This window comes from Amycolatopsis sp. WAC 01416, assembly GCF_003947485.1.
In the GTDB taxonomy this organism is placed as follows: Bacteria; Actinomycetota; Actinomycetes; order Mycobacteriales; family Pseudonocardiaceae; genus Amycolatopsis.
This window is the reverse complement of record NZ_QHHX01000005.1, coordinates 273166-295303: the sequence shown is the minus strand read 5'-3', so window position 1 is coordinate 295303 and position 22138 is coordinate 273166. Positions and strand designations below refer to the sequence as shown.

20 protein-coding genes and 1 pseudogene are annotated in these 22138 nt (G+C 69.7%); 8 read left to right on the top strand and 13 right to left on the bottom strand.

Features of this window, described 5'->3' with window-relative positions; genetic code table 11:
• Window positions 1–114: 114 nt before the first annotated feature.
• Window positions 115–1167 (bottom strand): thiamine ABC transporter substrate binding subunit, encoded by a 1053-nt coding sequence (locus DL990_RS18655; protein ID WP_125791926.1) that lies wholly within the window; start codon window positions 1165–1167, stop codon window positions 115–117.
• 76 nt (window positions 1168–1243) lie between these two features.
• On the opposite strand from DL990_RS18655, the gene DL990_RS18650 reads away from it, so the two are divergent.
• Window positions 1244–1534 carry a 4a-hydroxytetrahydrobiopterin dehydratase gene (locus DL990_RS18650; protein WP_125789396.1) on the top strand — a complete coding sequence of 97 codons (291 nt, stop codon included), beginning with the start codon at window positions 1244–1246 and terminating at the stop codon, window positions 1532–1534.
• 376 nt (window positions 1535–1910) lie between these two features.
• On the opposite strand, the gene DL990_RS18645 is transcribed toward DL990_RS18650, so the two are convergent.
• From DL990_RS18645 to DL990_RS18635, 3 genes are read right to left on the bottom strand one after another with little or no spacing between them, the layout of a single operon-like run.
• Window positions 1911–2252 (bottom strand): helix-turn-helix domain-containing protein, encoded by a 342-nt coding sequence (locus DL990_RS18645; protein WP_125789451.1) that lies wholly within the window; start codon window positions 2250–2252, stop codon window positions 1911–1913.
• Window positions 2253–2269: 17 nt separating this feature from the next.
• Window positions 2270–3100, bottom strand: coding sequence for an SDR family NAD(P)-dependent oxidoreductase (locus DL990_RS18640; protein WP_125799415.1), 831 nt, complete (start codon window positions 3098–3100; stop codon window positions 2270–2272).
• Window positions 3097–4473 (bottom strand): DHA2 family efflux MFS transporter permease subunit, encoded by a 1377-nt coding sequence (locus tag DL990_RS18635; RefSeq protein WP_125799414.1) that lies wholly within the window; start codon window positions 4471–4473, stop codon window positions 3097–3099. Before DL990_RS18635 ends, DL990_RS18640 begins: the two co-directional genes overlap by 4 nt.
• 131 nt (window positions 4474–4604) lie before the next feature.
• On the opposite strand from DL990_RS18635, the gene DL990_RS18630 reads away from it, so the two are divergent.
• Together DL990_RS18630 and DL990_RS18625 are read left to right on the top strand one after the other, a co-directional pair.
• A complete protein-coding gene (locus DL990_RS18630; protein ID WP_125789399.1) occupies window positions 4605–5237 on the top strand; it encodes a TetR/AcrR family transcriptional regulator in 633 nt (210 codons plus the stop codon).
• A gap of 104 nt (window positions 5238–5341) precedes the next feature.
• On the top strand, window positions 5342–6703 hold the full coding sequence (locus DL990_RS18625; RefSeq protein ID WP_125789400.1) for a M20/M25/M40 family metallo-hydrolase: 1362 nt from the start codon (window positions 5342–5344) through the stop codon (window positions 6701–6703).
• Window positions 6704–6751: 48 nt separating this feature from the next.
• On the opposite strand, the gene DL990_RS18620 is transcribed toward DL990_RS18625, so the two are convergent.
• The 4 genes and pseudogenes from DL990_RS18620 to DL990_RS18600 all read right to left on the bottom strand — a co-directional run bounded on the left by DL990_RS18620 (window position 6752) and on the right by DL990_RS18600 (window position 11264).
• On the bottom strand, window positions 6752–7822 hold the full coding sequence (locus tag DL990_RS18620) for an ankyrin repeat domain-containing protein (RefSeq protein ID WP_125799413.1): 1071 nt from the start codon (window positions 7820–7822) through the stop codon (window positions 6752–6754).
• 10 nt (window positions 7823–7832) lie between these two features.
• A complete protein-coding gene (locus tag DL990_RS18615; RefSeq protein ID WP_125799412.1) occupies window positions 7833–8720 on the bottom strand; it encodes a hypothetical protein in 888 nt (295 codons plus the stop codon).
• 20 nt (window positions 8721–8740) lie between these two features.
• Window positions 8741–10692 (bottom strand): annotated as a pseudogene (locus tag DL990_RS41870) (DUF6357 family protein).
• A gap of 32 nt (window positions 10693–10724) precedes the next feature.
• Window positions 10725–11264, bottom strand: a complete 540-nt coding sequence (locus tag DL990_RS18600; RefSeq protein WP_125799409.1) for a hypothetical protein — start codon at window positions 11262–11264, stop codon at window positions 10725–10727.
• Window positions 11265–11306: 42 nt separating this feature from the next.
• On the opposite strand from DL990_RS18600, the gene DL990_RS18595 reads away from it, so the two are divergent.
• Entirely contained in the window at window positions 11307–11675 is a 369-nt protein-coding gene (locus DL990_RS18595; RefSeq protein ID WP_125789406.1) for a hypothetical protein, read from the top strand.
• Here DL990_RS18595 and DL990_RS18590 read toward each other — a convergent pair whose 3' ends face one another.
• The 3 genes from DL990_RS18590 to ychF are packed head-to-tail and all read right to left on the bottom strand — an operon-like array spanning window position 11676 to window position 13397.
• Complete coding sequence (locus DL990_RS18590; protein WP_125789407.1) at window positions 11676–12074, bottom strand: type II toxin-antitoxin system death-on-curing family toxin; 399 nt, start codon at window positions 12072–12074, stop codon at window positions 11676–11678. It abuts the gene before it with no gap.
• Window positions 12071–12274 carry a CopG family transcriptional regulator gene (locus DL990_RS18585; RefSeq protein WP_125674014.1) on the bottom strand — a complete coding sequence of 68 codons (204 nt, stop codon included), beginning with the start codon at window positions 12272–12274 and terminating at the stop codon, window positions 12071–12073. Before DL990_RS18585 ends, DL990_RS18590 begins: the two co-directional genes overlap by 4 nt.
• 40 nt (window positions 12275–12314) lie before the next feature.
• Window positions 12315–13397: a redox-regulated ATPase YchF gene (gene ychF / locus DL990_RS18580; RefSeq protein ID WP_125789409.1), complete on the bottom strand. Its 1083-nt coding sequence runs from the start codon at window positions 13395–13397 to the stop codon at window positions 12315–12317.
• Window positions 13398–13502: 105 nt separating this feature from the next.
• Between ychF and DL990_RS18575 the strand changes: the two genes are divergently transcribed.
• Both DL990_RS18575 and DL990_RS18570 read left to right on the top strand, forming a co-directional pair.
• Window positions 13503–14966 (top strand): DNA-3-methyladenine glycosylase 2 family protein, encoded by a 1464-nt coding sequence (locus tag DL990_RS18575; protein WP_125799408.1) that lies wholly within the window; start codon window positions 13503–13505, stop codon window positions 14964–14966.
• The gene (locus DL990_RS18570) at window positions 14966–15466 is read left to right on the top strand and encodes a methylated-DNA--[protein]-cysteine S-methyltransferase (RefSeq protein WP_125799407.1); all 501 of its coding nucleotides are present in this window, start codon (window positions 14966–14968) and stop codon (window positions 15464–15466) included. Before DL990_RS18575 ends, DL990_RS18570 begins: the two co-directional genes overlap by 1 nt.
• Window positions 15467–15553: 87 nt before the next feature.
• On the opposite strand, the gene DL990_RS18565 is transcribed toward DL990_RS18570, so the two are convergent.
• Together DL990_RS18565 and DL990_RS18560 are read right to left on the bottom strand one after the other, a co-directional pair.
• Window positions 15554–18505, bottom strand: coding sequence for an AAA family ATPase (locus DL990_RS18565; protein WP_125799406.1), 2952 nt, complete (start codon window positions 18503–18505; stop codon window positions 15554–15556).
• Window positions 18502–19653, bottom strand: coding sequence for an exonuclease SbcCD subunit D (locus tag DL990_RS18560; protein WP_199746459.1), 1152 nt, complete (start codon window positions 19651–19653; stop codon window positions 18502–18504). Before DL990_RS18560 ends, DL990_RS18565 begins: the two co-directional genes overlap by 4 nt.
• Before the next feature lie 177 nt (window positions 19654–19830).
• Here DL990_RS18560 and rmuC point away from each other — a divergent pair, with 177 nt between their 5' ends.
• Window positions 19831–20745 carry a DNA recombination protein RmuC gene (gene rmuC / locus DL990_RS18555; protein ID WP_125799405.1) on the top strand — a complete coding sequence of 305 codons (915 nt, stop codon included), beginning with the start codon at window positions 19831–19833 and terminating at the stop codon, window positions 20743–20745.
• Window positions 20746–21162: 417 nt separating this feature from the next.
• Window positions 21163–22050, top strand: coding sequence for a DUF6542 domain-containing protein (locus DL990_RS18550; protein ID WP_125799404.1), 888 nt, complete (start codon window positions 21163–21165; stop codon window positions 22048–22050).
• The last annotated feature ends 88 nt before the right edge of the window (window positions 22051–22138 follow it).

Below are 22138 nucleotides of genomic sequence, written 5' to 3'. Positions count from 1 at the left end.
CACTCACTCCGCCGTGTCAGCGGCCCGTCTCCGCGCATCCGGGGCCTCCGGCCGAAGAGCGACGCGCGCCCGTGTCGTCGCGCGACCTGGCGACCTCAGTCCGGGTAACACGTCCTAGCCCTCCAACAGCGTGCGCCACTGCGCGATCCACTGCTCGCGCCCGGCCTGGATCTTGGCCGGTTCGAGCGTCTTCGGCTGCTGCGGCAGCGGCGCGGCCTGCGCCCAGCCCTGCGGGAGCTCGACGCCCTGACGGGCCGGGTACACGTACATGTTGCCCGCCACGGTCACCTGGAACTGCTGGGACAGCAGGAAGTCCACGACCTTGCGGGCCTTTTCGACCTGTTTGCCGCCCGCCAGCACGCCCGCGTACTCGACCTGGCGGTAGCAGGTGTCCAGCAGTGCCTTCGTCCGCGGCTTGCCGTCATCGCCGATCTCGGCGGCGGGCGACGAGGCGTAGGAGACGACGATCGGACGCGGGCCCTTTCCGGAGGAACCCGAGAATTCCTTGGTGTAGGCCTCTTCCCAGCCGCTGACCGTCTTGAGCCCGTTGGCCTTCAGCTGCGTCCAGTACGCCTGCCAGCCCTGCTCGCCGAACTGGGCGACGGTGCCGAGCAGGAACGCCAGCCCCGGCGAGGACGTCGCGGGGCTCTCGGCGACCATCAGGTCCTTGTACTTGGCGTCGGCCAGATCCGCGAACGACTTCGGCTCCGGGATCCCCTTGTCCACGAAGTACCGGGTGTCGATGTTGACGCAGACGTCGCCGAGGTCGACCGCGGAGAGCCGGTGCCCGGGGTCGACGGAGTAGCGCTGCGGTCCGCGATCCGCCTCCGGGCTGGTGTACTGCTCGAAAACGCCCTCGGTGAGCGCGCGGGAGGCGAACGTCGAGTCGATGCCGTACGCGACGTCGCCGATCGGATTCGCCTTGGTCAGCACCAGTTTGTTGGTCAGCGCGCCCGCGTCACCCTGCTTGAGCACGGAGATCTTGATCCCGGACTGCCGCTCGAACGCGTCGAGGACCTCCTGCGGGGCGAGCCACGAGTCGTGTGTCACGAGCGTGACCGTCGCCGGCGCCTGCGGGTCGTTCCCCGTGTTCCCGGAGAGCGAGCAGCCCGCGACGAGGGCGGCCACCGTGCCAGCCGCAACGACCGTGCGGAGGGCGCGTTTCATCTAGCCTCCTGCGATTTTCAAAGGGGGGACCCGTGGCAAAAGTGCAGCGTAGCCGACGGCGTACCACCATGGAGTCATGGCGGAAATCTTGAACGACCAGCAAGCCGACGAAGCCGTGACCAAGCTCTCCGGCTGGACCCGTGACAGCGTCACGATCGAGCGGACGGCGAAGCTGCCGAGCTTCCCGAAAGCCATCGAAGCCGTGGACAAGGTGGCCGAACTGGCGGAGGCGGCCGACCACCATCCCGACATCGACATCCGCTGGCGGACGGTGACGTTCCGGCTCAGCACGCACTCCGCCGGAGGACTGACGGAGAAGGACTTCGCACTCGCGTCGCAGATCGACGAGGTACTCGGCGACATGTGACGTCCGCGACGCTCGCGCCACGAACCCGTTTCCCGGACGTCTAGCCAGTACGACCGACGAGAAAAGGACGAGTGATGACACAGGCGATCGTGGTGGGGTTCTCCGCATTCGGCGCGATGGTGGCGGCCGCTGCCGGAGTGCTCTGGTACACGGCGCGCGACCGGCATCACCAGCACGACCAGTGATCTTGATCACACGGGCGTTCCGCAGGTAACGCGGAGCCTGATCAACGCGCTGTTCACGGCGGACCTGTCGCTTCTCTCCCCAGGGGAACCGCCGTGAACAACGCCTCGATCACCGCCGCCCAGCGCGCCTGGGTGACCATCTTCGCCGCGGCCATCACGCTGCTGACGATCGTCGTGCTCGGTCTCCTCGGCTAACCGGCCGAGTATGCCTCGCGGGCGGCGACAAGCTCCGGAAGGTGCTTCGCCGCCCACTCCCGGCATGCCTCCATCGGCTCGAACAACGTCCGGCCGAGCGAGGTGAGCTCGTACTCCACGCGCGGCGGCGTCTCGTCGTACGCCGTGCGGGTGATCATGCCGTCGCGCTCCAGCGCCCGGAGGGTCTCCGTGAGGACCTTCGACGTGACACCCCTCAGTGGCACCCGCAGTTCGGAGAACCGGCGCGGCCCTTCTTCCAGGCACAGCACGACCAGACCCGCCCATTTGTCGCCGATCCGGAACGGGGTCAGGTTCGACGGGCAACCCGGGGCGAACATGTCGGGACTCAACGGCTTCACCCGTCCGAAGTTACCTGTGTTCGTACGTCGGCCAGCAGCCTCCGCGTGACCTCGGCCAGCCGTTTCGCCGCCCCGGGTTCGAACCCGGGGCCGGTCACCGCGATCCGCCGTCCTTCCACGAACGCGCTGAGCGGCTCGGCGGGCGGGTCGTCGACCCGCGCGATGATCGGCACGATGCCTTCCTCGACGGGTTTCCCGTATCTCTTCAAGGCTTCGACGTGGGCTGCGGTCGCCGCGTCGTAGTCCCCGGAGAAACTCGTCGAGACACCGCCGGGGTTGAGCAGCACAGACGAGATCCCGCTCGCGGCGTGTTCGGCGGCGAAGGCGACGCCGAGCAGGTCGTTGGCGCGCCCGGCCTGCATTTGCGCGGCGACGCCGTCATAGCCCCGCGTCAGCGAAAGGTCGTGCCAGCGGATCTCGGGTTTGCTCACCCCCGGACCGGACACGTTGACGACGACGGGCCGTTCGGCCCGGCCCAAGGCGGCGGCGAGTCCGTGACTGAGCAAGTAACGGCTCAGGTACTCCAACGCGAAGGTGCTTTCGATGCCTTCGGCCGTCTCCACTCTGGTCGAACGGAAGTGGCGGGCGCATAACACCAGCGCGTCCACGACCGGGAACCTCGTGGTGACGCGCTCGACGACCTCATGGTTGCACGCGACCAGGCCGAGATCCGCCTGGATGAACGTCGCGCCCCCGGATTCGGCGAACACCGCGCCTTTCGCCGGGTCCCGGCCGAGAACGACGACGGTGTCGCCTCGGCCGAGGTACTCCATCGCGAGAGCCTTGCCCATCCCGTCGGTACCGCCGGAGATCACGATCGTCTTCACCGGTCACCCCGTCCCGGCAGGCGAACGGCGGCGGCGAGCAGGACGAGCATGGTGCCCGCCACGAACCAGTACACGGCGTGCAGACCCGCGACCGGGCCGGTCGCGGTCGCGAGGATCGACGCGACCACGGCGACGCCGATCGAACCGCCGAGCTGGTTGAGCATGTAGAGCACCGAACTTCCCTGCGGCACCAGCGGCCCCGGCAACGTGCGGTACACCGCCCCCATCGCGGGCGGGCCGACGAAACCGAGTCCGGTGCCGAGGGCCAGCCCGGCGAGCACGACCGCCGCGTCGGCGGTCCGCGCGTCGAACGTCGTGAAGAGGACGGCGCTCGACGCGGACACGAGGCCGCCCGCCAGCGCCAGGTTGCGCGAACCGATCCGGTCGCTGATCCGCCCGGCCAGCGGCGCCGCGACCGCGGCCCCGACACCCAGCGGCGCGACGAGCAGCCCGGCCGCGAGCGCGCCGTGTCCCCCGGCCTGCTGGAAGTACAACGGGAGCACGATCAGGCTCGCGAACATCGCCAGCCCGGTCAGCGCCATGACGGTCACACTCGCGGCGAACCCGCGCCGGGCGAACAGGCGAATGTCGACCAGGGGCGCCTCGCCGCGCAGTGCGTGCACCACGTAACCGGCCAGCAAGAGAGCGCCGGCCACCAGCGGGACGAGCACCGGCGAGGAGAGGAGGTCCGCCCCGTTCGCGGCCTGGGACAGCACCAGGAGCAAGCCCGCGAAACCCGGCCCGAGCAGGGCCACGCCGCGCACATCGAGCCGTGCGCGCCGCTCGACCGGGGGGTCCGCGGGCATCACGCGCACCGCGAGCAGCACCGCCAGCGCGCCGAGGGGCACGCCGAGCAGGAACATCCACCGCCAGCCGAAGCCCTGCAGCACCACACCGCCTAGTACCGGGCCGAGCACGGGACCGAGCGAGAGCACGGCGGCCATCAGTCCCATCACGCGGCCCGCGCGCCGCGGCCCGGCGGCGCGGGCGAGCAGGGTGAGCACGAGCGGATCGAGGATTCCCGCGCCGATCCCCTGCAGCACGCGGAAGACGATCAGGCTTTCGATGTCCCACGCCAGCCCGCAACCCAGCGAACCGGCGAGGAAGACGCCGAGGCCGGTGAGCCACATCCGCTTGCCACCGAAGGCCTCTCCCGCCCAGCCGGTCACCGGGATGGTGACCGTGACCGCGAGCAGGAAGCCGGTCGAAACCCAGCCCACAGTGCCCAGTGAGGCTTCGAAGTCCTCGGCGAGGTCGCGAATCCCGACGGCGACCATCGTGCTGTTCAGGATGCCCAGCGCCCCGCCGAGCAGGATCACGCCGATCAGCGGCCGCAGCGCGGAGCCCAGCCGATCATCCCGGATGGTTGTCATATCTCTTCCCGTCCCTTGCCCCTGACCAGACTTACCAGTCTGGTTTGCCATACCAGCGAGTCTGAGACTAGCAGGTCTGTTTCGCTAGACTGATGAGTCTGGTAATCCGTCCGGCCCGGTACGCTGAGGGCATGAGTGGGACGGGTACGGCCCGAGGCCGGATCGACAAGCGGCAAGCGATCCTCGACGCGGCTTTCACCGTGTTCGCGCGAGAGGGATACGCGCAGGCGGGTGTGGACGTGATCGCGGCCGAAGCGGGCGTCGCCAAAGCCACCGTGTACAGCCACTACGGCGACAAGGAGAACCTGTTCCGCGAGACCGTCTCCGCGTCGGCGGACCAGGCACTGGCCGAGAACATGACCGTGGTCGAGCGGCTCACCGGCGCGGGCGACGATCTCCGGGCCACCCTCGAGACGATCGGCCTGAAACTGCTCAAGTGCTACTGCGCCGACCGCTCATGGGCGCTGCGGCGACTGCTCGCGGCCGAGGCCAGCCAGTTCCCCGACCTGCTCGACGTCATCCACACACGCGCGGCGGACCGCGTGGCCGAGGCGCTGGCCGACCGGCTCGCCCGCTTGACCGTCTCCGGGCACCTGCACACCGGGGACCCGCTCTTGGCCGCGGATCAGTTCTTCGCGCTGCTGTCCGGTCCGGCCGACAAGCGGGCGAGGCTCGGCACCCGCCGCACTCCCGACGCCGAACTCCGCACCATCGCCGAGGCCGCCGTCGACACCTTCCTGAAAGCCTTCGGCGCCAAGGGCTGAGGGAACGTTACGTTACGGAAAAGGGGGACGATCGGAGGTTGCCCTGGGGGCTCCGTGACTCTTAGCTACTCGAACGAGTTTCTTCGAGAAGTGAGGGGTGTTCCATGGCAGGTCTGCGCAGACGTGAGGTGCTCGCGGGCGCGGTGGCACTGGCGGGCGCGGCGACGATCGGGCTGAACCCCGGCGCCGCCGCCGCGGCCACGCAGCAACGACCGGGCGCGCAGTTCCCGCCGTCGCTGGAGTTCGGCGACTACCCCGTGGTCGCACGGGTCCGTTCGCGACGGGCGCTGGAGCACCTGCGGGTGCTCAGCGACAAGATCGGGCCCCGGATCGCCGGCACCGAAGGCGAACTGCGGGCCAAGGAGTACATCGCGAAGGTGCTGCGCGAGCTGCGCTACCAGGTCACACTGCAGCCGTTCCCGATCGCCGACAAGTTCCTGGGTGCCCTGTCGATCGGGCGCGACAGCTGGCAGACCGGCTCGTCGCCGCAGGGCGCGCAGGACATCACCCGCGAAGCCGTCGTCGTCGACGCCGGTGACGGCAGCACCCTGCCCGACGATCTGACCGGCAAGATCGTGCTGATCGCCGCCGTGACGAACAAGGCCGACGCGTACCTGACGGCCGCGCAGCGCGGAGCGGACGCCGTGCTGCTCGGCCGGATCGGCGCCGACCCTGCACGCAAGCTGTCCGCGTTCTCGCCGACGCTCGCCACCCCGGTCACGATCCCGGTGCTCGGCCTGGCCCAGGTGCAGGTGGAACGCCTGCGCGAACGGCTCGCCAAGGGCTCCGTCACGGTGAAGGCGACGGCCACCCACCACAAGAACCTGACGTCGTACAACGTCATCGCCGAACGGCCCGCCACGTTCCCCGGCAAGGACGACGGTGTCGTCATGGTGACGGCGCACTACGACAGCGTCCCCGGCTCCCCCGGCGCCAACGACGACGGCAGCGGCACCGTGCTGTGCCTCGAACTCGCCCGCGTCCTGCGCCACCTGCCGACGAACAAGACGCTGCGGTTCGCGCTGTGGGGCTCGGAGGAGTACGGGCTGATCGGTTCGCGGCACTACGTCAAGAACCTGTCCGACGCCGAGGCGCGGCGGATCACCGGCTGCTTCCAGAACGACATGGTCGCCACCAGCTGGGACCCGGCGATCACCTACTGGCTGCTCTCGGTCGACGGCGCCGACAACGCCACGACCGCGGCCGTCAACGCCGCCGCCAAACGGCTCGGCTACGACCCGCGCGTCAAGGGCCCGGTCGCGCGCGGTTCGAGCGACCACGTGCCGTTCTTCGAGCGCGGGATCGCTTCCGGCAACTTCAGCTGGCGCGGCGAGTCCGGCCCGGCGTTGCTGGAACCGACGTACCACACGCCGGAAGACACCATCAAGGACAACGTTTCCCTTGAGCGGCTTCAGGTTTCGCTGGAGCTGATCGGTTCCGCCGCGTACAGCCTGCTGCGGAAGTGAGTCTCGCCGCGTGTCCTCGATGCCTTGTCGGGGACACGCGGCCCGCCCTCAACGTGTGTAGTCCACCGGCCCCAAGGCGATCGGGCCCGGATTCTTCGCGACCCAGACGACGGCGAGCTCCCTCAAGCGATCGAGGTGGCCGTCCGCGCCGCGGCCCGACCTGACCTGCTTCGCGATCTCCTTGGCTTCTTGGAGTTCTTCTTCGCCGAGAGGCTCGCCCCGCGCCAGGAAACCCGGGAACGCGTCGGCCATCGCACGATAATCACGGTCCCAGTTCGCTCCGCCGTTCCGGAACATCTCGTCGAAGATCCGGCCGGTGACGCGGATGGCCTCGCACTGCACTGTCGCGCCCGCGCCGGTCGACGGCACGAGAAGCTCCCAAAGCGCTTTGTGCCGCTCCCGCCAGGGTCCGTCGGGCACGACGATCGGCGATACCCCGTCGTGCGTCGACCGCCGGGCGACCGGCTCGACCCCGAAGATCCGGTACAGCTCACTGAGCGCGGCGTCGGTCTCTTCGAGTAAATCGGGGTTGAAGTTCTCCCGGTGGAACTCGAAACCACTACCGATCCGCTCGACCTTCTGACGCATCCCGGCCGTGATGCTCGCACCGTGTTCGAGCAGCAGCTTCGCGATCTCGACACACTTGGGGATGTCGGCGTTTCGCGTCCCGATCAGGCCTCGCGTCAACAACGTGTTGCCACGCCTGTCGAGCACCTCGGTCGAGGCCCCGTGCTCGATCAGCACGCGCGCCGCCCCGGCCTTCAAGCCGTCCACAGCGGCCTGAAGCGGCGTTTGCCCGGAGCTGTCGGCCGCCTCGATGTCCGCGCCGAGAGAGAGCAACAAAGGAATCTGCGCGATCGGCTTCGGGGCAGCGCGTGAAGCCCGCGCATGAAGTGGTGTCCTGCCGTAGCTGTCCGGGGTGTCGACGGCGAGGCCCTGCCCGGTCAGCCAGACGATGAGCTCGTCCGGGCACTCCGGGAAGCCGATCGCGGTCCCTTTGGCATAGCCGCCCCGCGCGTCGATCTCGCATTTGCCGAAGACGGCTTTGAGTTCGTCCACCGAGGCCGAGGTCAGCATCTCCGCGAAGTCTTTGGGAAGGGTCTTCCGCTTTCGTGCCAACGTGCTCTCCTCAGCCGAACTTCGGGCGCAGTTGTTCGCGCATCTGCCGGAAGTTCCTCGGCTTCACGGCCCAGCGCTCCTCGTCGGTGTCCTCGAAGGTCACCTCGTGCTTCCCTGCCGTCCGGTCGTATTGAACGAGGATCTTCACCGGCAGCCTCTCACCGGGCCGGTAGTAGCCGCCCAAGTACGCGTTCACCGCCGCCTCGATATTCGCCCATTTACAGGCCACGGGCGTGATGACGTCCCCGGGCGAGTACGCGTACCCGTACGCACTGCGAAACCCTTCCCCGAACTCCAGGATCATCGCCAGCGATTCCCAGCCGTCCACCGATCCCGGCAGGCCCGCGACTTCGACCAACGATCCGATGAGATCGACGGCGGCATCGTTCGGCACTGTTCTCCTTGTCTCGTTGTCCTTCGCTCGCTGCAGGTCGAGGAACTTCCGCATGACATCGGAGACCTCCGGTTCCTCGTCCGCCGGCGAGATGTCGGCGTCGTCGATGCCGAACCGCCCCAACAGTTCGAGTGCGGCGTCGCTGACGAGCAGGTCGACAACGGTTTCGAGCACGAAGTCCTCGCCGCCCTCCACCGTGCCGGTGGGGATGAGGCGCTCCCAGTCACGAGGAAGGCCGAGGTGGCTGTAGAACATGTCGAACTGTTCGTCGGTGGTCACCACCACCTCGCCGAGCTCATAGCCGGTGAGCGGCGATTCCCTCAGTGCGTCGGCGAGCCTGCCGGTGACGATCCAGTACCCGCTCGTCGTGACGATGTCGTCGCCGAGCCAGCCGGCGAACTGATAATGCAGCGGGCCGACGAGTGGTTCGGCCCCACGCCGTGGGTCGTAGTCGATACCGGGACCCAAGCCACCGGCGACCTCGGGTTCGAAACGGTGGTACACGAAACGACCTCCCGAAGTGATCATGCCCAGTTTCCGAGCTCTGCGTCGATACGCGGATCCGTGCGGACCCACACCTCGCCGTCGGCGGTCCCCGGCGGAGCGTCCACGCGCTCGAGTCCGAGCGTCCGGACCAACCTCAGGAGCTCGTCCCGATCCTCACCCGCGTCCTCGATCGAGTAGCCGTCGAACAGGACGTAGTGCACATCCCAGCGATCGTTGTACCCGGAGTCGGCCCAGATCTCGCAGAACCTTTCCACCAGCTCCCGATCGAACGGTGCGGCCCGCTCCTGGTCGCCCACGGCGGCGAAACCCCTCGCGACGTCCTCGGCACTCCACCACGCCACGGCTTCGGCGACCGCGGCCGGGGTGAAGTCCTCCAGTGAGAGAAAACCCTCCAGAAGCCAGCCGATCCCGGTGTCCCCGACGCCCAGCTCTTCCTCCTGCAAGCGGGACACCAGCCCGTCCGTCATGGCGCAGGGGCCGGAGAAGGTGAAGACGCCGGAGGCGACCACGAGGGTGCCGCCCTCAGGATGCGAGGCATTGAGCGTCGTATCCGCTTCCGGCACGTCCTTCACCAGAGCGAGAAGGTCTTCCGGCACGCCGTCGTACAGCGCCGCCTGCGACCGCGGGTCTTCGTAGAAATTGAGCGGGCCGGTGTGGTCGAACGTCAGCACGAGACCACGGCCGTCGGTGGTGAACCAGGCGTTGACCGTGTCACCTCCGCCGTTACCGAAGCCGAAATGCGTGACCCCGTCGACCGTCACCGGCTCGTGTCCGTCGACGCGGGTCAGGATCTCCAGCCGGTGGCGCAGCTCGCCCGGGTGGGTCCGCCGGAGCATCGACTCGTCGAACTCGGAACGGAGCCGGGCACGTTCGAAGCCTGCGACGTCGGGCCACCAGGGGCCGTTGTGGTCGAGGGCGCCGAACCCGCCCCGGACGAAGTTGGCCACCTGGGTCGGGTAGTCGCCACGGTTGGTGACGAGGCGGTATTCGACCCGTTCCCCCTTGACCCGGCAGATGGTGCCGGCGTCGTACCTGAGCAACAGCGCCTCTTCGCTCTCCTCGTCCTCGACGCGGAACGACCCGTTGCCGTCGCCACGGTGCCGGTCGACGAACTCCCGGAACGCGTCGGGCGCGGACTGAGCACCTCCCGGAGCCCACTTCTGCTCGTTGTCCTTGGCGTCGCGGAAGGTCAGTGGTCTCATCGTCATCCTTGCTTTCTGGCCTTGTCGGCGGCTTCGGAGCAGATCAGGAAGCTCACCGTGCGCACCGCGTCGTCGGCGAGGTCCGGGAAGACGCGGCGAACCGTGCGCTGGACCTTCTCCTCGATTCGACGCCAGTCACGCTGTTTCACGGCGTCTTCACCTCGCCGCCGGTCGCGGGAGATCCGCATCCCGGCGCTCGCCTCCTCCGCGGTGGCGATCACCCGCAGGACGTCGGGCAGCAGAGCGGAGTCGACGGCGTCCGGATGCCGGTCCGGCGCCTTCCCGCCGTCGAGATGGCGGCCCGTATACTTGAGGAGTGCCTCGTCGAGCGGGGCCCGCCAGGAGCGATGACGGTTCGCGTCGTACTCGCGGACGAGCGACCAATCGGACCACACGCTCGCGATGCACAACGCGTCGAAGAGCTGCCCGCGCTCGAGCAGCCCGACGTCCGCGCCGTGAGCGACGAGCCGGCGTTCGTCCCAGCGGATGGTCCGGAACAACGACTCGACGTCGGCGGGGGCGCCGAGCAGGATCGGGTCCGGCAACGCGATCGCCGCGCGTTCGTCGAGCGGCCCTCGGATCCCGGCCGCAACGCACAGCGGCAGGATCGCGCTCCACAGCAGCAGGTGCCGGGTCAGGTCGTCCCGGATCACCTCGAGGTGAGCCTCCGCGACAGGGAAGGCGAACGTGCGAGGGTCGTGGTTGGCGTCGGCTCCGGCGCCGAGTTCGAGCCTGAGCTCACCGTCGGCGCGGATCACTCGCGGCATCCAGGGGTTCTCGCGGCTGAAGACGACCTCGGTCATGACGCCCAGCCGCGGGCGACCTGGCTGAGGACGTCAACGATGCCGCGGGACACGACCTCCAGCTGACTGCGGCTGCCGATGATCGGCCGAGGGTAGGGCGGATCCGGATCGGGCTCGCCCCGGGAGCGGCGGATGGCCAGCGCCGGCGCATGCAGCATTTCGGGCTCACCCTGCCGCTCGCCGTCCGCGAGTACCACAAGGCCGCACTCCTGGGAGTTGAGTCCCCGCCCGAGCCGGACCGCCAGGCTGCACACGATCCGTCCCGCGGCGACCTCCACGGTGAACGACCGATGGCGCGCGTCCGGAACCCTCGATCCTCGCGAGACCTCGGCCCCGGCCGCGCGATACGCCCGCATGAACTCGCTCGCGGGGAGCGCGGCGAACGCGCCGCTGGCGGTGAGCAGGGAGTCTTCCTCGTAGGTACCCGTCGCCTCGGCCGCCCAGTCACGCTTGGCGTCGCACCAGCGGTACCAGTTCTCCGCGAAGTCGGTGCGCGCCAGGGCATGGGCGAGCGGTGAGAGGGTGGGGCTCGTCATGCTGTTCATCCTCGGTCCGTGGCGGCGTGCTCGAATGGCCGCATGAAGAAGACGAAACGCGGGCCTCTGCGGTTCCTCGTGATCGCACGCACGGCACCCGGGCGTCACCCCCACCCCATGGAGGTGGCCGTGCACCCGGCCGGCGCCGCTTCCCGCGTCTCGATCTCGGTCGGCCCGCATCCGGTGAACGCGGGTGGGCAGGTCGCGCTCTCCTCGGTGCTCGACGAGTCCCGGACCGGGCTCAGTCCGAACTGGGCGGAGGACTTCGACGAGGCGGACCTGCACTGGGTGGTGCCGTACCTGGTCCGCCTCCAGTCCGGAGAGGACACGACGGACGAGATCGTGGCGGCCTACACGGCACGGCACGGCAAGCCGCCCGCGACGATCCATCAACGCCGCTACGGCGTCTGATCAGGCGTTGAAGTGCGGTGCGGCAACTTCCGGGCGAGTCCACTCCGCAAGGCGCCGGGCCGTTTCCTCGTAGACAACGGCCCCGGTCGCCGCCGCGATCACCAGCTCGTACGCGTCGTCCTCCGGCGCTTCCAGGTCGGCACCGTTGAGGCCGTAGAAAACGAACACCGCCATCCAGCCCAGCCGCTTGTTGCCGTCGACGAGCGGATGGTTGCGGACGAGCGATTCCAGCAGAACCGCCGCTTTTTCGTGCAGACCCGGATAAGCGTCCTGCCCCATCAGCGACGACTGTGGCCGATGCGCCGCCGCGTCGAGCAAGCCCACGTCCCGAACCCGGGAAACACCCAGGTCGGTCGCGAGAGTGAGCAGGTCGTCCAGGGTCAGGTACTCGATCTTCACTGCGCCAGGCGATCGAGCAACGACGCGTAGCGCGCCCGCCCATCGCGCGACAGGGCACGCACTCGATCGTCACGGACAGACCGGGCCGCGGCGTCGGTGATCGCCCGCACGATCGCTTCGTGCTTGCTCACCCCGTTGGCCTCGGCGAGCAAGGCCAACGCGCGCTCCTGCTCGTCGTTCAGCCTCAACGTCATCGCCATGAGCCCATGATACCACTTCGGTATCATGATCAACTCCCGCTCAGACGTTGAAGCGGAACTCCACCACGTCGCCGTCGGCCATGACGTAGTCCTTGCCCTCCATGCGCACCTTGCCCGCGGACCGGGCGGCGGCCATGGAGCCGTGCTCGATCAGGTCGGCGAAGGAGACGACCTCGGCCTTGATGAAGCCGCGCTCGAAGTCGGTGTGGATCACGCCTGCCGCCTGCGGGGCGGTCGCGCCCTGCGGGATCGTCCAGGCGCGGGACTCCTTGGGGCCGGCGGTGAGGTAGGTCTGCAGGCCGAGGGTGTGGAAACCGGCGCGGGCCAGCGAGTACAGGCCAGGCTCGTGCTGGCCGACGGACTCCAGCAGCTCGCGCACGGAGTCCTCGTCGTCCAGCTCCAGCAGTTCGAATTCGACCTTCGCGTCGAGGAACACCGCGTCGGCGGGGGCGACCATCTTGGCCAGCTCTTCGCGACGGGACTCGTCGGTGAGGATGCCTTCGTCGGCGTTGAAGACGTAGAGGAACGGCTTCGTGGTGAGCAGGCTCAGCTCGCGCAGTGCCTCGAAGTCGACCTCCTTCTGCGCCTGGAACAGGGTCCGGCCGCCGTCGAGGATCTCCTTGGCCTTGACCGCGTTGTCGAGGGCGGGCTTGGCTTCCTTCTTGGTCCGCGCCTCCTTCTCGAGCCGGTGCAGCGCCTTGTCCAGGGTCTGCAGGTCGGCGAGGATCAGCTCGGTGTTGATCGTCTCGATGTCGCTCGCCGGGTCGATCCGGTCGTCGACGTGGATCACGTCCGGGTCGTCGAACACCCGCACGACCTGGCAGATCGCGTTGGCCTCGCGGATGTTCGCGAGGAACTTGTTGCCGAGGCCGGCGCCCTCGGAGGCACCCTTCACGATGCCCGCGATGTCCACAAAGGACACGACGGCGGGCACGGTCCGCTCGGAGCCGAAGACCTCGGCGAGCTGATCCAGCCGCGGATCCGGCAGCGGGACGACACCGACGTTGGGCTCGATCGTCGCGAACGGGTAGTTCGCCGCGAGCACGTCGTTGCGGGTCAGCGCGTTGAACAGGGTGGACTTGCCGACGTTGGGCAGGCCGACGATGCCGAGGGTGAGACTCACGGGCCAGAAGTCTACGTGCCGCCCGCCGCCCCATCCGCCGAGGCCTTGATCGCCGTGTCGGATTTCCGCCAGCCGCGCTCTCGGCCTGGTGGCACGATCGATGTCATGACAGAGCAGACCTTGGCCGAACGGGCCGTGTGGCGCGACACCGAACGGTGTTACCGCGCCGTCGCCGCCCGTGATTCCCGGTTCGACGGCCAGTTCATCATGGCCGTGGCCACCACCGGGATCTACTGCCGTCCGTCCTGTCCCGCGTCGACGCCGAAACAGCAGAACGTCCGTTTCTATCCGACGTCGGCGGCGGCGCAGGCCAACGGCTTCCGCGCCTGCCGCCGCTGCCTCCCCGACGCCGTCCCCGGCTCCCCCGACTGGGACATCCGGGCCGACCTCGCCGCTCGGGCGATGCGGCTCATCTCGGACGGGGCCGTCGAACGCGACGGCGTCCCGGGGCTCGCACGGCGGCTCGGCTATTCCGAACGCCAGCTCGGACGCGTCCTCACCGCGGAACTGGGTGCCGGGCCGCTGGCGCTGGCCAGGGCGCACCGGGCGCACTCGGCGCGCCTGTTGATCGAGATGTCCGGCCTCCCGCTGACCGACGTCGCGTTCGCGGCGGGTTTCTCCAGCGTCCGCCAGTTCAACGAGACGATCCGGGAGGTGTTCGCGACGACGCCTTCGCAGCTTCGCGCGGCGAGCCTGCGTCGCGGGCGTCGCAAAGCCGAAGAGTTGCCGACCGGCACCCGGCTGAGCCTGCGGCTGCCGTTCCGGAAACCGTTCGACGCGGGCGGGGTGCTGAACTTCCTGGCCGACCGGGCCGTCCCCGGCGTCGAGCACGTGACGCGTGACGAGTCCGGAGTCACCGGCTACGGGCGCACACTGCGGCTCGCGCACGGCTCCGGTGTCGTGTGGCTGACGGCGAAGGACGACCACGTCCGCAGCGATCTGCGGCTCACCGACCTGCGCGACCTGAGCAGCGCGGTGGCCAGGGTGCGGCGGCTGCTCGACCTCGACGCCGACCCGGAGGCGGTCGCGCGGGTCCTGGGGGCGGACCCGGCACTCGCGCCGCTGGTCGAGGCGATCCCCGGCATCCGGGTGCCCGGTACCGTCGACGGCGACGAACTCGTGCTGCGCGCGCTGCTGTCCCCCGCCGAGGCGGCGTCACTCGCCGAAGCCTTCGGTGAACGCCTGCCGAGCTGCGACGAGTCGCTGGAAGGATTGACCACGCTGTTCCCGACGGCGGCCCAGGTCGCCGAACACGGTCCGGAACGGGTGGCCGCCGTGGCCCGCGCGCTGGCGGACGGGGTTTCGGTCCACGTCGGCCGCGATCCCGCGGAGTTGCGCGCGGAACTGCTGGCGGTCCCGGGAATCGGGCCGCTGACCGCGGACTATGTCCTGATGCGCGTGCTGGGCGCGCCGGACGTCCTGCTGACCGGCGATCCGGCGGTGCGCCGAGGCGCGGCCGCGCTGGGGATCGCCGACGACGAAACGACGCTGGCCGAACGCGGACGGGCTTGGCAGCCCTGGTCCTCGTACGCCGGTATGTACCTGTGGCGCGCCGAAAAGGGAGAATGATGAGCATCGCGTACTGGTCCACGATGGACACGAAGATCGGCCCGTTCACCGCCGTGGTGGCGGGTGACGGGGCCGTGCTCGCCTCGGGCTGGACCGGCGACGTCGCCGAACTGACGCCGCTGATCTCGCCGTCGCTGGCCCCCGGCGAGGTGAAGGAGCGGCGCGACCTCGGACCGGTGAGCACCGCCATCCGTCGGTACCACGACGGCGACCTGCACGCGGTCGCCGACATCGAGGTACGGCAGCGCTCCGGCGCTTTCCGGGAGCACGCTTGGGAAATCCTGCGGAAGGTGCCCGCCGGCGAGCCGGTGAGCTACGCGGAGTACGCGGCGCTGGCGGGGAATCCGGCCGCGGTGCGGGCGGCCGCGTCGGCGTGCGCGAAGAACGCGGCGGCGTTGTTCGTGCCGTGCCACCGGGTGGTGCGGACCGGCGGTGGCGTGGGGAACTTCCGGTGGGGTGTCCCGGCGAAGCAGTGGCTGCTGACGCATGAAGCCGCCTGAATCCGCCTCCCGCAAGTGAGATGAAAGGCCCCTTCATTGCAAATTTTGCAATGAAGGGGCCTTTCATCTCACTTCACAGGCACGAGGTCAGGCGGCGTGGACCTCCACCGAAGAGCCAGTACGCGACTTCCGGATCCGCAGCCGCGTCGGGATCCGCTGCCGCAGTTCCTCCACGTGCGACACCAGCCCGACCACGCGACCGCCGGCGCGAAGCTCGTCGAGGATGTTCATGACGATGTCGAGTGTCTCGGCGTCCAGCGTGCCGAAGCCCTCGTCGATGAACAGCGTGTCCAGCAGCGCTCCGCCGGTTTCGGCGGCGACGACGTCGGCGAGGCCCAGTGCCAGTGAGAGCGACGCGAGGAACGACTCGCCGCCGGAGAGTGTCTTCGCGGGCCGGACGGTGCCGGAGTAGTCGTCGAGCACGTCGAGGCCGAGCCCGCCGCGGGTGCCCCGGGCCCCGGCCGCGTCGGAGTGCACGAAGGAGTAGCGGCCCTGGCTCATCGTCCGCAGGCGGGCGGTCGCCGCGACCGCGACCTCTTCCAGCCTCGCGGCGAGGACGTACGAGCGCAGCGACATCTTGCGCGCGTTCTGCCCGCGTCCGTTGACCACTTCGGCCAGCGCCTTCAGTTCGCGATACCGCTCTTCGACCGGCGCCAGTTCCGCCATGAAGGACGTCATCCGCTCGGCCAGCCCGGTCAGGTCCGTGTGCCGGGTCTTGGCCGCCCGCAGTGCCGCGAACGCCCGTTCGGCCTCGCCCCGGGTGTCCCTCGCCGCTTCCTCCGAGGTCGCGACGTCGATCTCGTCCTCCGGTGAGATGCCGAAGAGTTCCGGTTCGGCGAGGGCCTGCCGTTCGGCCTTCTCCATCACGTTGGCGTCGGCGAGGCTGTTCTCCAGTTTCGTGATCTGCTCGTCCGGCCGCGACGCGGCACGCATTTCGTCGAGGTCAGCGAAACCCTTGGCCCGCAAAGCTTCCTTGACCAGTTTCGCCTGCTCGTCGCGGCGTTCGCGGGCGCCGGCGACGGCGAGCCGCGCTTCGGCCAGCGCGTCGAGACGGGTCGCGAAGCCGAGCAGGTGCCGACGCTTCGCCCCGACGTCGGCGAACTCGCCGCGCGCGGATTCCAACCGTTCTTCGCGTTCGGCCAGCCGTTCGACGAGGCCTCGGGCCTCGGTCTCGACCTCGACGGCGGTCCGCTCGGCGGTGCGTCGACGTTCGGTCAGCTGCTCGATCTTCCGTTCCAGCGCACCGACCTGGGCCTCGAGAGCGGGCTTCCGACGAGCCGTCTCGGACAGCGTGGCGACCAGATCGCGTGCCTCGCCGAACTCGGCCCGCAGTGTCTCGGCGGTGTGCTCGCCCAGCCGCTCGACCAGGACCGTCAGGCGGTTTTCGGCTTCCTGCAACGCGGCTTTCGCCTTCTCGCGCCGCATATGCGCCTGCTGCTCCGCGGCTTCGGCGCGGCGTTCGTCCTCGGGATCGACCAGTCCGCCGGTGTGCGTCGCCGGCGACGGATGCTCGGTCGCCCCGCAGACCGGGCAGTCCTCGCCGTCGTGCAGACCGGCGGCGAGTTCGGCCGCCATCCCTTCGAGACGCCGCTCCCGCAGGTCCAGCCGGTGCTGACGGGCGTTCTGATGACCGTCCACGGCTTCACCGACCACTTCGCGCGCCTGCGTGACGGCCTGACGCGCCAGAGGCACTTCGTCGGCGTCGCGCACCAGCGCGGTCAGTTCGTCGGCACGGGTGCGAGCACCGTCGAGCTTCGCGTCGGCCTCGGCGGCAGCGGCTTCTTCGGCCCGCAAGGCCGCGAGCTTCTCCGGCACGGTGCCCAATTCGGCGGCGAAGTCTTCGGCCTGCTTCCGCGCCTTCTCCGCGGCGGCCTCCAGCTGCGCCAGACGAGCCAGATCCCGTTGCTGCTGCTCGCTTTCCGCCACGAGTTCGGCGAGCGCACCCGCCTCTTCACGCAGACTGCCGGCGCGAGCGCGAAGTTCGGCGGCGGAACTGGACGCGGCGTCGGGCACTTCCTGAGCACGGAGAGCTTCCGCGGCCTCGGCCTCCGCGAGCTGATCCAGCCTGCGTTCGAGGAGATCGGCCTCCGCGATCACGCCCGCCGCCCGATGAGCCGCCTCGACCTCTTCCGCCCACTCCGCGCGCTGCCCCGCCTGCTCGGCGATCGCCGAAAGGCGTGTGTACGCGGTGCGCACCCGGCGGATGCGTTCGGCGGCCGACCGGTTCTCCTGCCAGACGATCTCAGCCGTTCTCGCCGCCGCGCGAGCTTTCGCGTCCCGTTCCTGTGCTTTGGCGACCCGCTCGCCCGACTCGGTGAGCACCGCGTCGACCCAGTCGGCTTGGCCCTCTTCCGGCGCTTCCTCCTGTGCGACCTGTGCGAATCGCGCGACCCACTCCCGCAACGACTGCTGCCGTGCCGCCAGCTCGCGGCCACGTTCGGCACGCAGATTCGCGAACCAGTTCTCCACGTCGGAGAACCGCTCGGTGCCGAACAGCCGCTCCAGCAACTCCTCGCGTTCGGCCGTGTTCGCCCGCAGGAACCGGGCGAATTCGCCCTGCGGCAGCAAGACCACCTGGAAGAACTGCTCATGCGTCATGCCGATGAGCCGTTCGACCGTGCGTGCCACCTCGTCGATGCGCGTGATGCCTTCGGCGACGTGTCCGGCGGGCACCGTGCCGACCCAGCTCAGCACCGCCTTCGCCTGCTGGAGGGTCATTCCCTCGCCGCGGCGCTTGGGCCGCTGGTACTCGGGGTTGCGCGCGATCCGCATCCGCTGGCCCTGCACGGTCAGTTCGAGGACGACCTCGGTGATCTGGTCGGGCTCGGCGAGATCGCAGCGCAGCCGTTTGACCTCGCCACGTGCGCCGGGAACCGTGCCGAACAGCGCGAACGCGATGGCGTCGAGCAGTGTCGTCTTCCCCGCGCCGGTGTCACCGTGCAGCAGGAACAAACCGTCGGCGCCGAGCACGTCGAAGTCCACCACCTCGCGGCCCGCGTACGGCCCGAAAGCGGCGACCTCCAACCGGTGCAACCTCATACTTCGCGCTCCCTGCCCGCCGCGCCCAGTGCCGCCAGCACCAGCCGCTCCTCGCTCTCCGACGGCGCGGATCCGCGGCAGTCCTCGAGAAAACTGCGCGTGATCTCGACGTCGGACCGCCCGCGGACGGCTTCGGCGTATTTCAGCGCGGCTCCGTCATGCCCGCCCTCCGGCTGCCAGTCCATGTGCACGGCGTACGGGAACCGCTCACGCAGTTTGCGCATGGCGTCGACCGGGCGGACCCGGTCGGTCACGGTGAAGGACAGGAAGTGTTCGGTGAGGCCGTCGTGCGCCGGATCGGAAAGGAGGTCCGCCAGCTCGCCGCGCACCATCGCGAGATGTCGCGGCACCGGCAGCTCATGCCGCCGGACCTCGGCGAGCCCGTCGGCGTCGAGGTCCACCAGCCAGACGGATTTCCGTTGCCGTGTCTCGGAAAACGAATACGCCAGCGGACTGCCCGAATAGCGCAGGTGCTCGGCGAGGGTCTGCGGGCCGTGCAGGTGGCCGAGTGCGACGTAGTCGACGCCGTCGAACACCGAACCCGGCACCTGTTCGACGCCGCCGACCGCGATGGTCCGCTCGGATTCGGTCGGCTCGCCGCCGGTGACGAAGGCGTGCGCGAGCACCACCGACCGCGTCCCGGACGGCCGGGAGGCGAGATCCGCCCGGACCCGCCGCATCGCCTCGGTGAGCACGCCGGTGTGGCCACGGGCCTCGGGCACGCCGAGGGCGTGGCGCGCGGGCTCCGGTTCGAGGTACGGGATCCCGTAGAGCGCGACCTCACCGTGTTCGTCGGGCAGCAGCACCGGTTCGGCGAGACCGTCGATCGTGGCGCGCAGGTACAGACCGCCCGCCGCGGCGAATTCGGCGAACGCGCCCAGCCGCGGCGCGGAGTCGTGATTGCCGGGGGTCATCACCAGTTTCGCCCCGGCCTGCCGGAGCCTGCCCAGCGCGGTCGTGGCCACCCGGACGGCCTCCGCCGAGGGCACCGCGCGGTCGTAGATGTCCCCTGAAACGAGCACGACGTCGACCGACTCGGCGATCACGAGATCGGCGACGTGGCCGAGCACGGCTTCCTGTTCGGCGAGCAGATCGGCGCCGTGGAAGGTGCGGCCGATATGCCAGTCGGACGTGTGCAGGAGCTTCACGCAGCCCAAGGTAGGGCCGCGCACCGGCCGGAGAGGGGAGGCGCGCCCTTGGCGGCACCGCGCTTTCCGACACGCCGGGGACGGCGCAGGTCAGATACGGAGCGCGACCGCGCCGCCGCGTTTTGTCGGTGGGTTCCGCCATGATGTCCCCGACTCGGATCCGGAGGGGAGGTACCGGTGGCGACGGTGATCACCACCGCGGCCGTCGTGCTCGCGTTGCTGCTGCTCGCGGCCGTCGCGCTGCTGTGGCGGCTGTACAACGACGGCATGCGGCGGGCGGACGCCGCGGCGAAACTGGTCGCCGCCGAACGGTCGAAGGCGGATCAGCAGCAGCTCGCGCTGCGGCGGTACGAGGTGGCGTTCGCCTCGATCAGCGGCCGCGGCGAACTGGGCGAACAGGTACTCCTGGAGACCGCACGCGCGCTCGGGCTCCGCGAGGAGCTGCACTTCACCCTGCAAACGGATCTGGCGGGCGGCGGCGCCGCGAAACCGGACATGGTGCTGCGGGTCGGCGGCGGCCGGACCGTACCGGTCGACGCGAAGGCCAGCATGGCCTGCTGGGCCGAGGCAGTCGAAACGAACGACCCCGAGGAACGGCTGGACGCGCTGCGCGTCCACGTCCGGCAGCTCCGGTCGCGGGCGGCCGAGCTGGCAGGCAAGGGCTACCAGCGCTGGGCCGACGCGATCTACGGGACGATCATGTTCGTCCCGTCCGACGCGGCCGTGGTGGCCGCGCTGGACACCGACCCGGAACTGCTGCGCTGGATGCTGGACCGGCGGGTCTTCGTCTGCGGGCCGACCGGATTCGCCGTGCTGGCTTCCGCCGCGCTGTTCGCCGCCACCGAACGGGCACTGGTCGAGGACGTCGAGCAGGTCCGGGCGGGCGCCGCGGCCGCGCACCGGGCAGCGGGCAACGCGGTCGACGCGCTGAACCTGTCGAGCACCCACCTGCAGCGCTTCATCTCTGCCCGGCGGCGGGAACTGGAGGCGCTCGAGAGCTTCCGGAGCACGGTCTCCCCGCTGACGGACGCCGCGGGCAGCCCGGCGGCGGTCCCGCTGATCAGGAAGGCGGACGAACTCCCGGCCTCGTGAGCGGTGGGGGTCGCGAGTCGTCCATCCAGAGACACGTGTGTCGTCCAGCAGATCACGCGTGTCGTCCATCTGGACACGTGTGTCGTCCAGCCGATCACGCGAAACCGCCATCAGCCGCACCGTCCCAAGTACGTGAAGGACCCCTTCATGTACCTAGGCGCAATGAAGGCCCCCTTCATGTACTTCCGGAGGCCGGCGCGCCCGTACCGCACGGCCGATCACAGCCTTCCCCACCTGCGTTTTCCGGAACCCGAGGCTCCATTTCGCCCGGCCTGACAACCTTGTCGGCCACTTACTCGTAGTACCTCCCGTAAACACCCGGACAGCCCGTCCGGGTGGTCCGGAATGACCACTACCAGGCGATAGACACACCGCCTGTTGGCGGTATGCCCGCAGCTTGGATATACGGTGGGGCCTGTGACCGCGATTCGCGATCGCCAGAGCGATCCTGATGCCGACGACGTTCCCGTTGCCTGGGACGAGCGTCCGCTCGTCGGCGCCAGGCGCGGGCTGCCCTGGTGGGCTGCCGTCCTGGTCGGCTTCGGGCTCGCCATCCTTGGCGCCTTCGTCGACATGATGATGCAGAAGGACCTGGGCCTGCTGTTCAAAGCCTGCTACGCGCTCGGCGCGGTGGCCGCCGTGGTGGCCGTCCAGCGCCGCGGGTTGTTCGGCCCGATGGTGCAGCCGCCCCTGGTCCTCGCCGTGACCGTCCCGGGAGTGATCCTCCTGACCTCGGACGGCAGCAAGGGCACGGACCTGCTCTCGAGAGCCTTCGACGTCGGAACGCCGCTGATCAACGGCTTCCCGACGATGGCCATCACCACCGGCGTCACCTTGGCGATCGGCGTCTTCCGGATCTACCGGGAACGCGATCCCGACGCCCCGGTGAAGGTGAAGCCGGGTACCAAACCGGAACGTCGCGACGAGGCCAAGCCCGCCGTCCGTCCCGCGGCCGCCGCACCGGGTCGTGGCCGCCCCGCGTCCCGGACCGGGCAGACCCCGCCCCCGCCTTCCCGCCGTGGCGCTCCGCGAGACGGTGCCCCGCGAGAGGGTGCGCCGCCCCGCCGTCGTCCTGTCGACGACGAGCGCCGCCCCCGCCGCGTTGCCGAACCCGGCGCCCGCAAACCGCCGCCCCCGGGACGTCAGCCTCGACGGCCGCGGCCGCCTGAAGAGGGCGAACCCCGCCGCCGCGACCCGCGTGGCGAAAGCGCTCCCGGCGCCCCGCGCCGCCGTCCGCCGCGCGCGGACGACCCGCGCCGCGGAGGGCAGCCTCCCCGCCGCCGCCCATGGGACGACGAGCGGTGAAGCAAGGGACCTTTGCTCTCGCCTGAGCACCTGACCAGCAGAAAGGGCCGCCCGAGGAACTCCTCGAGCGGCCCTTTTTCGTAGCGGG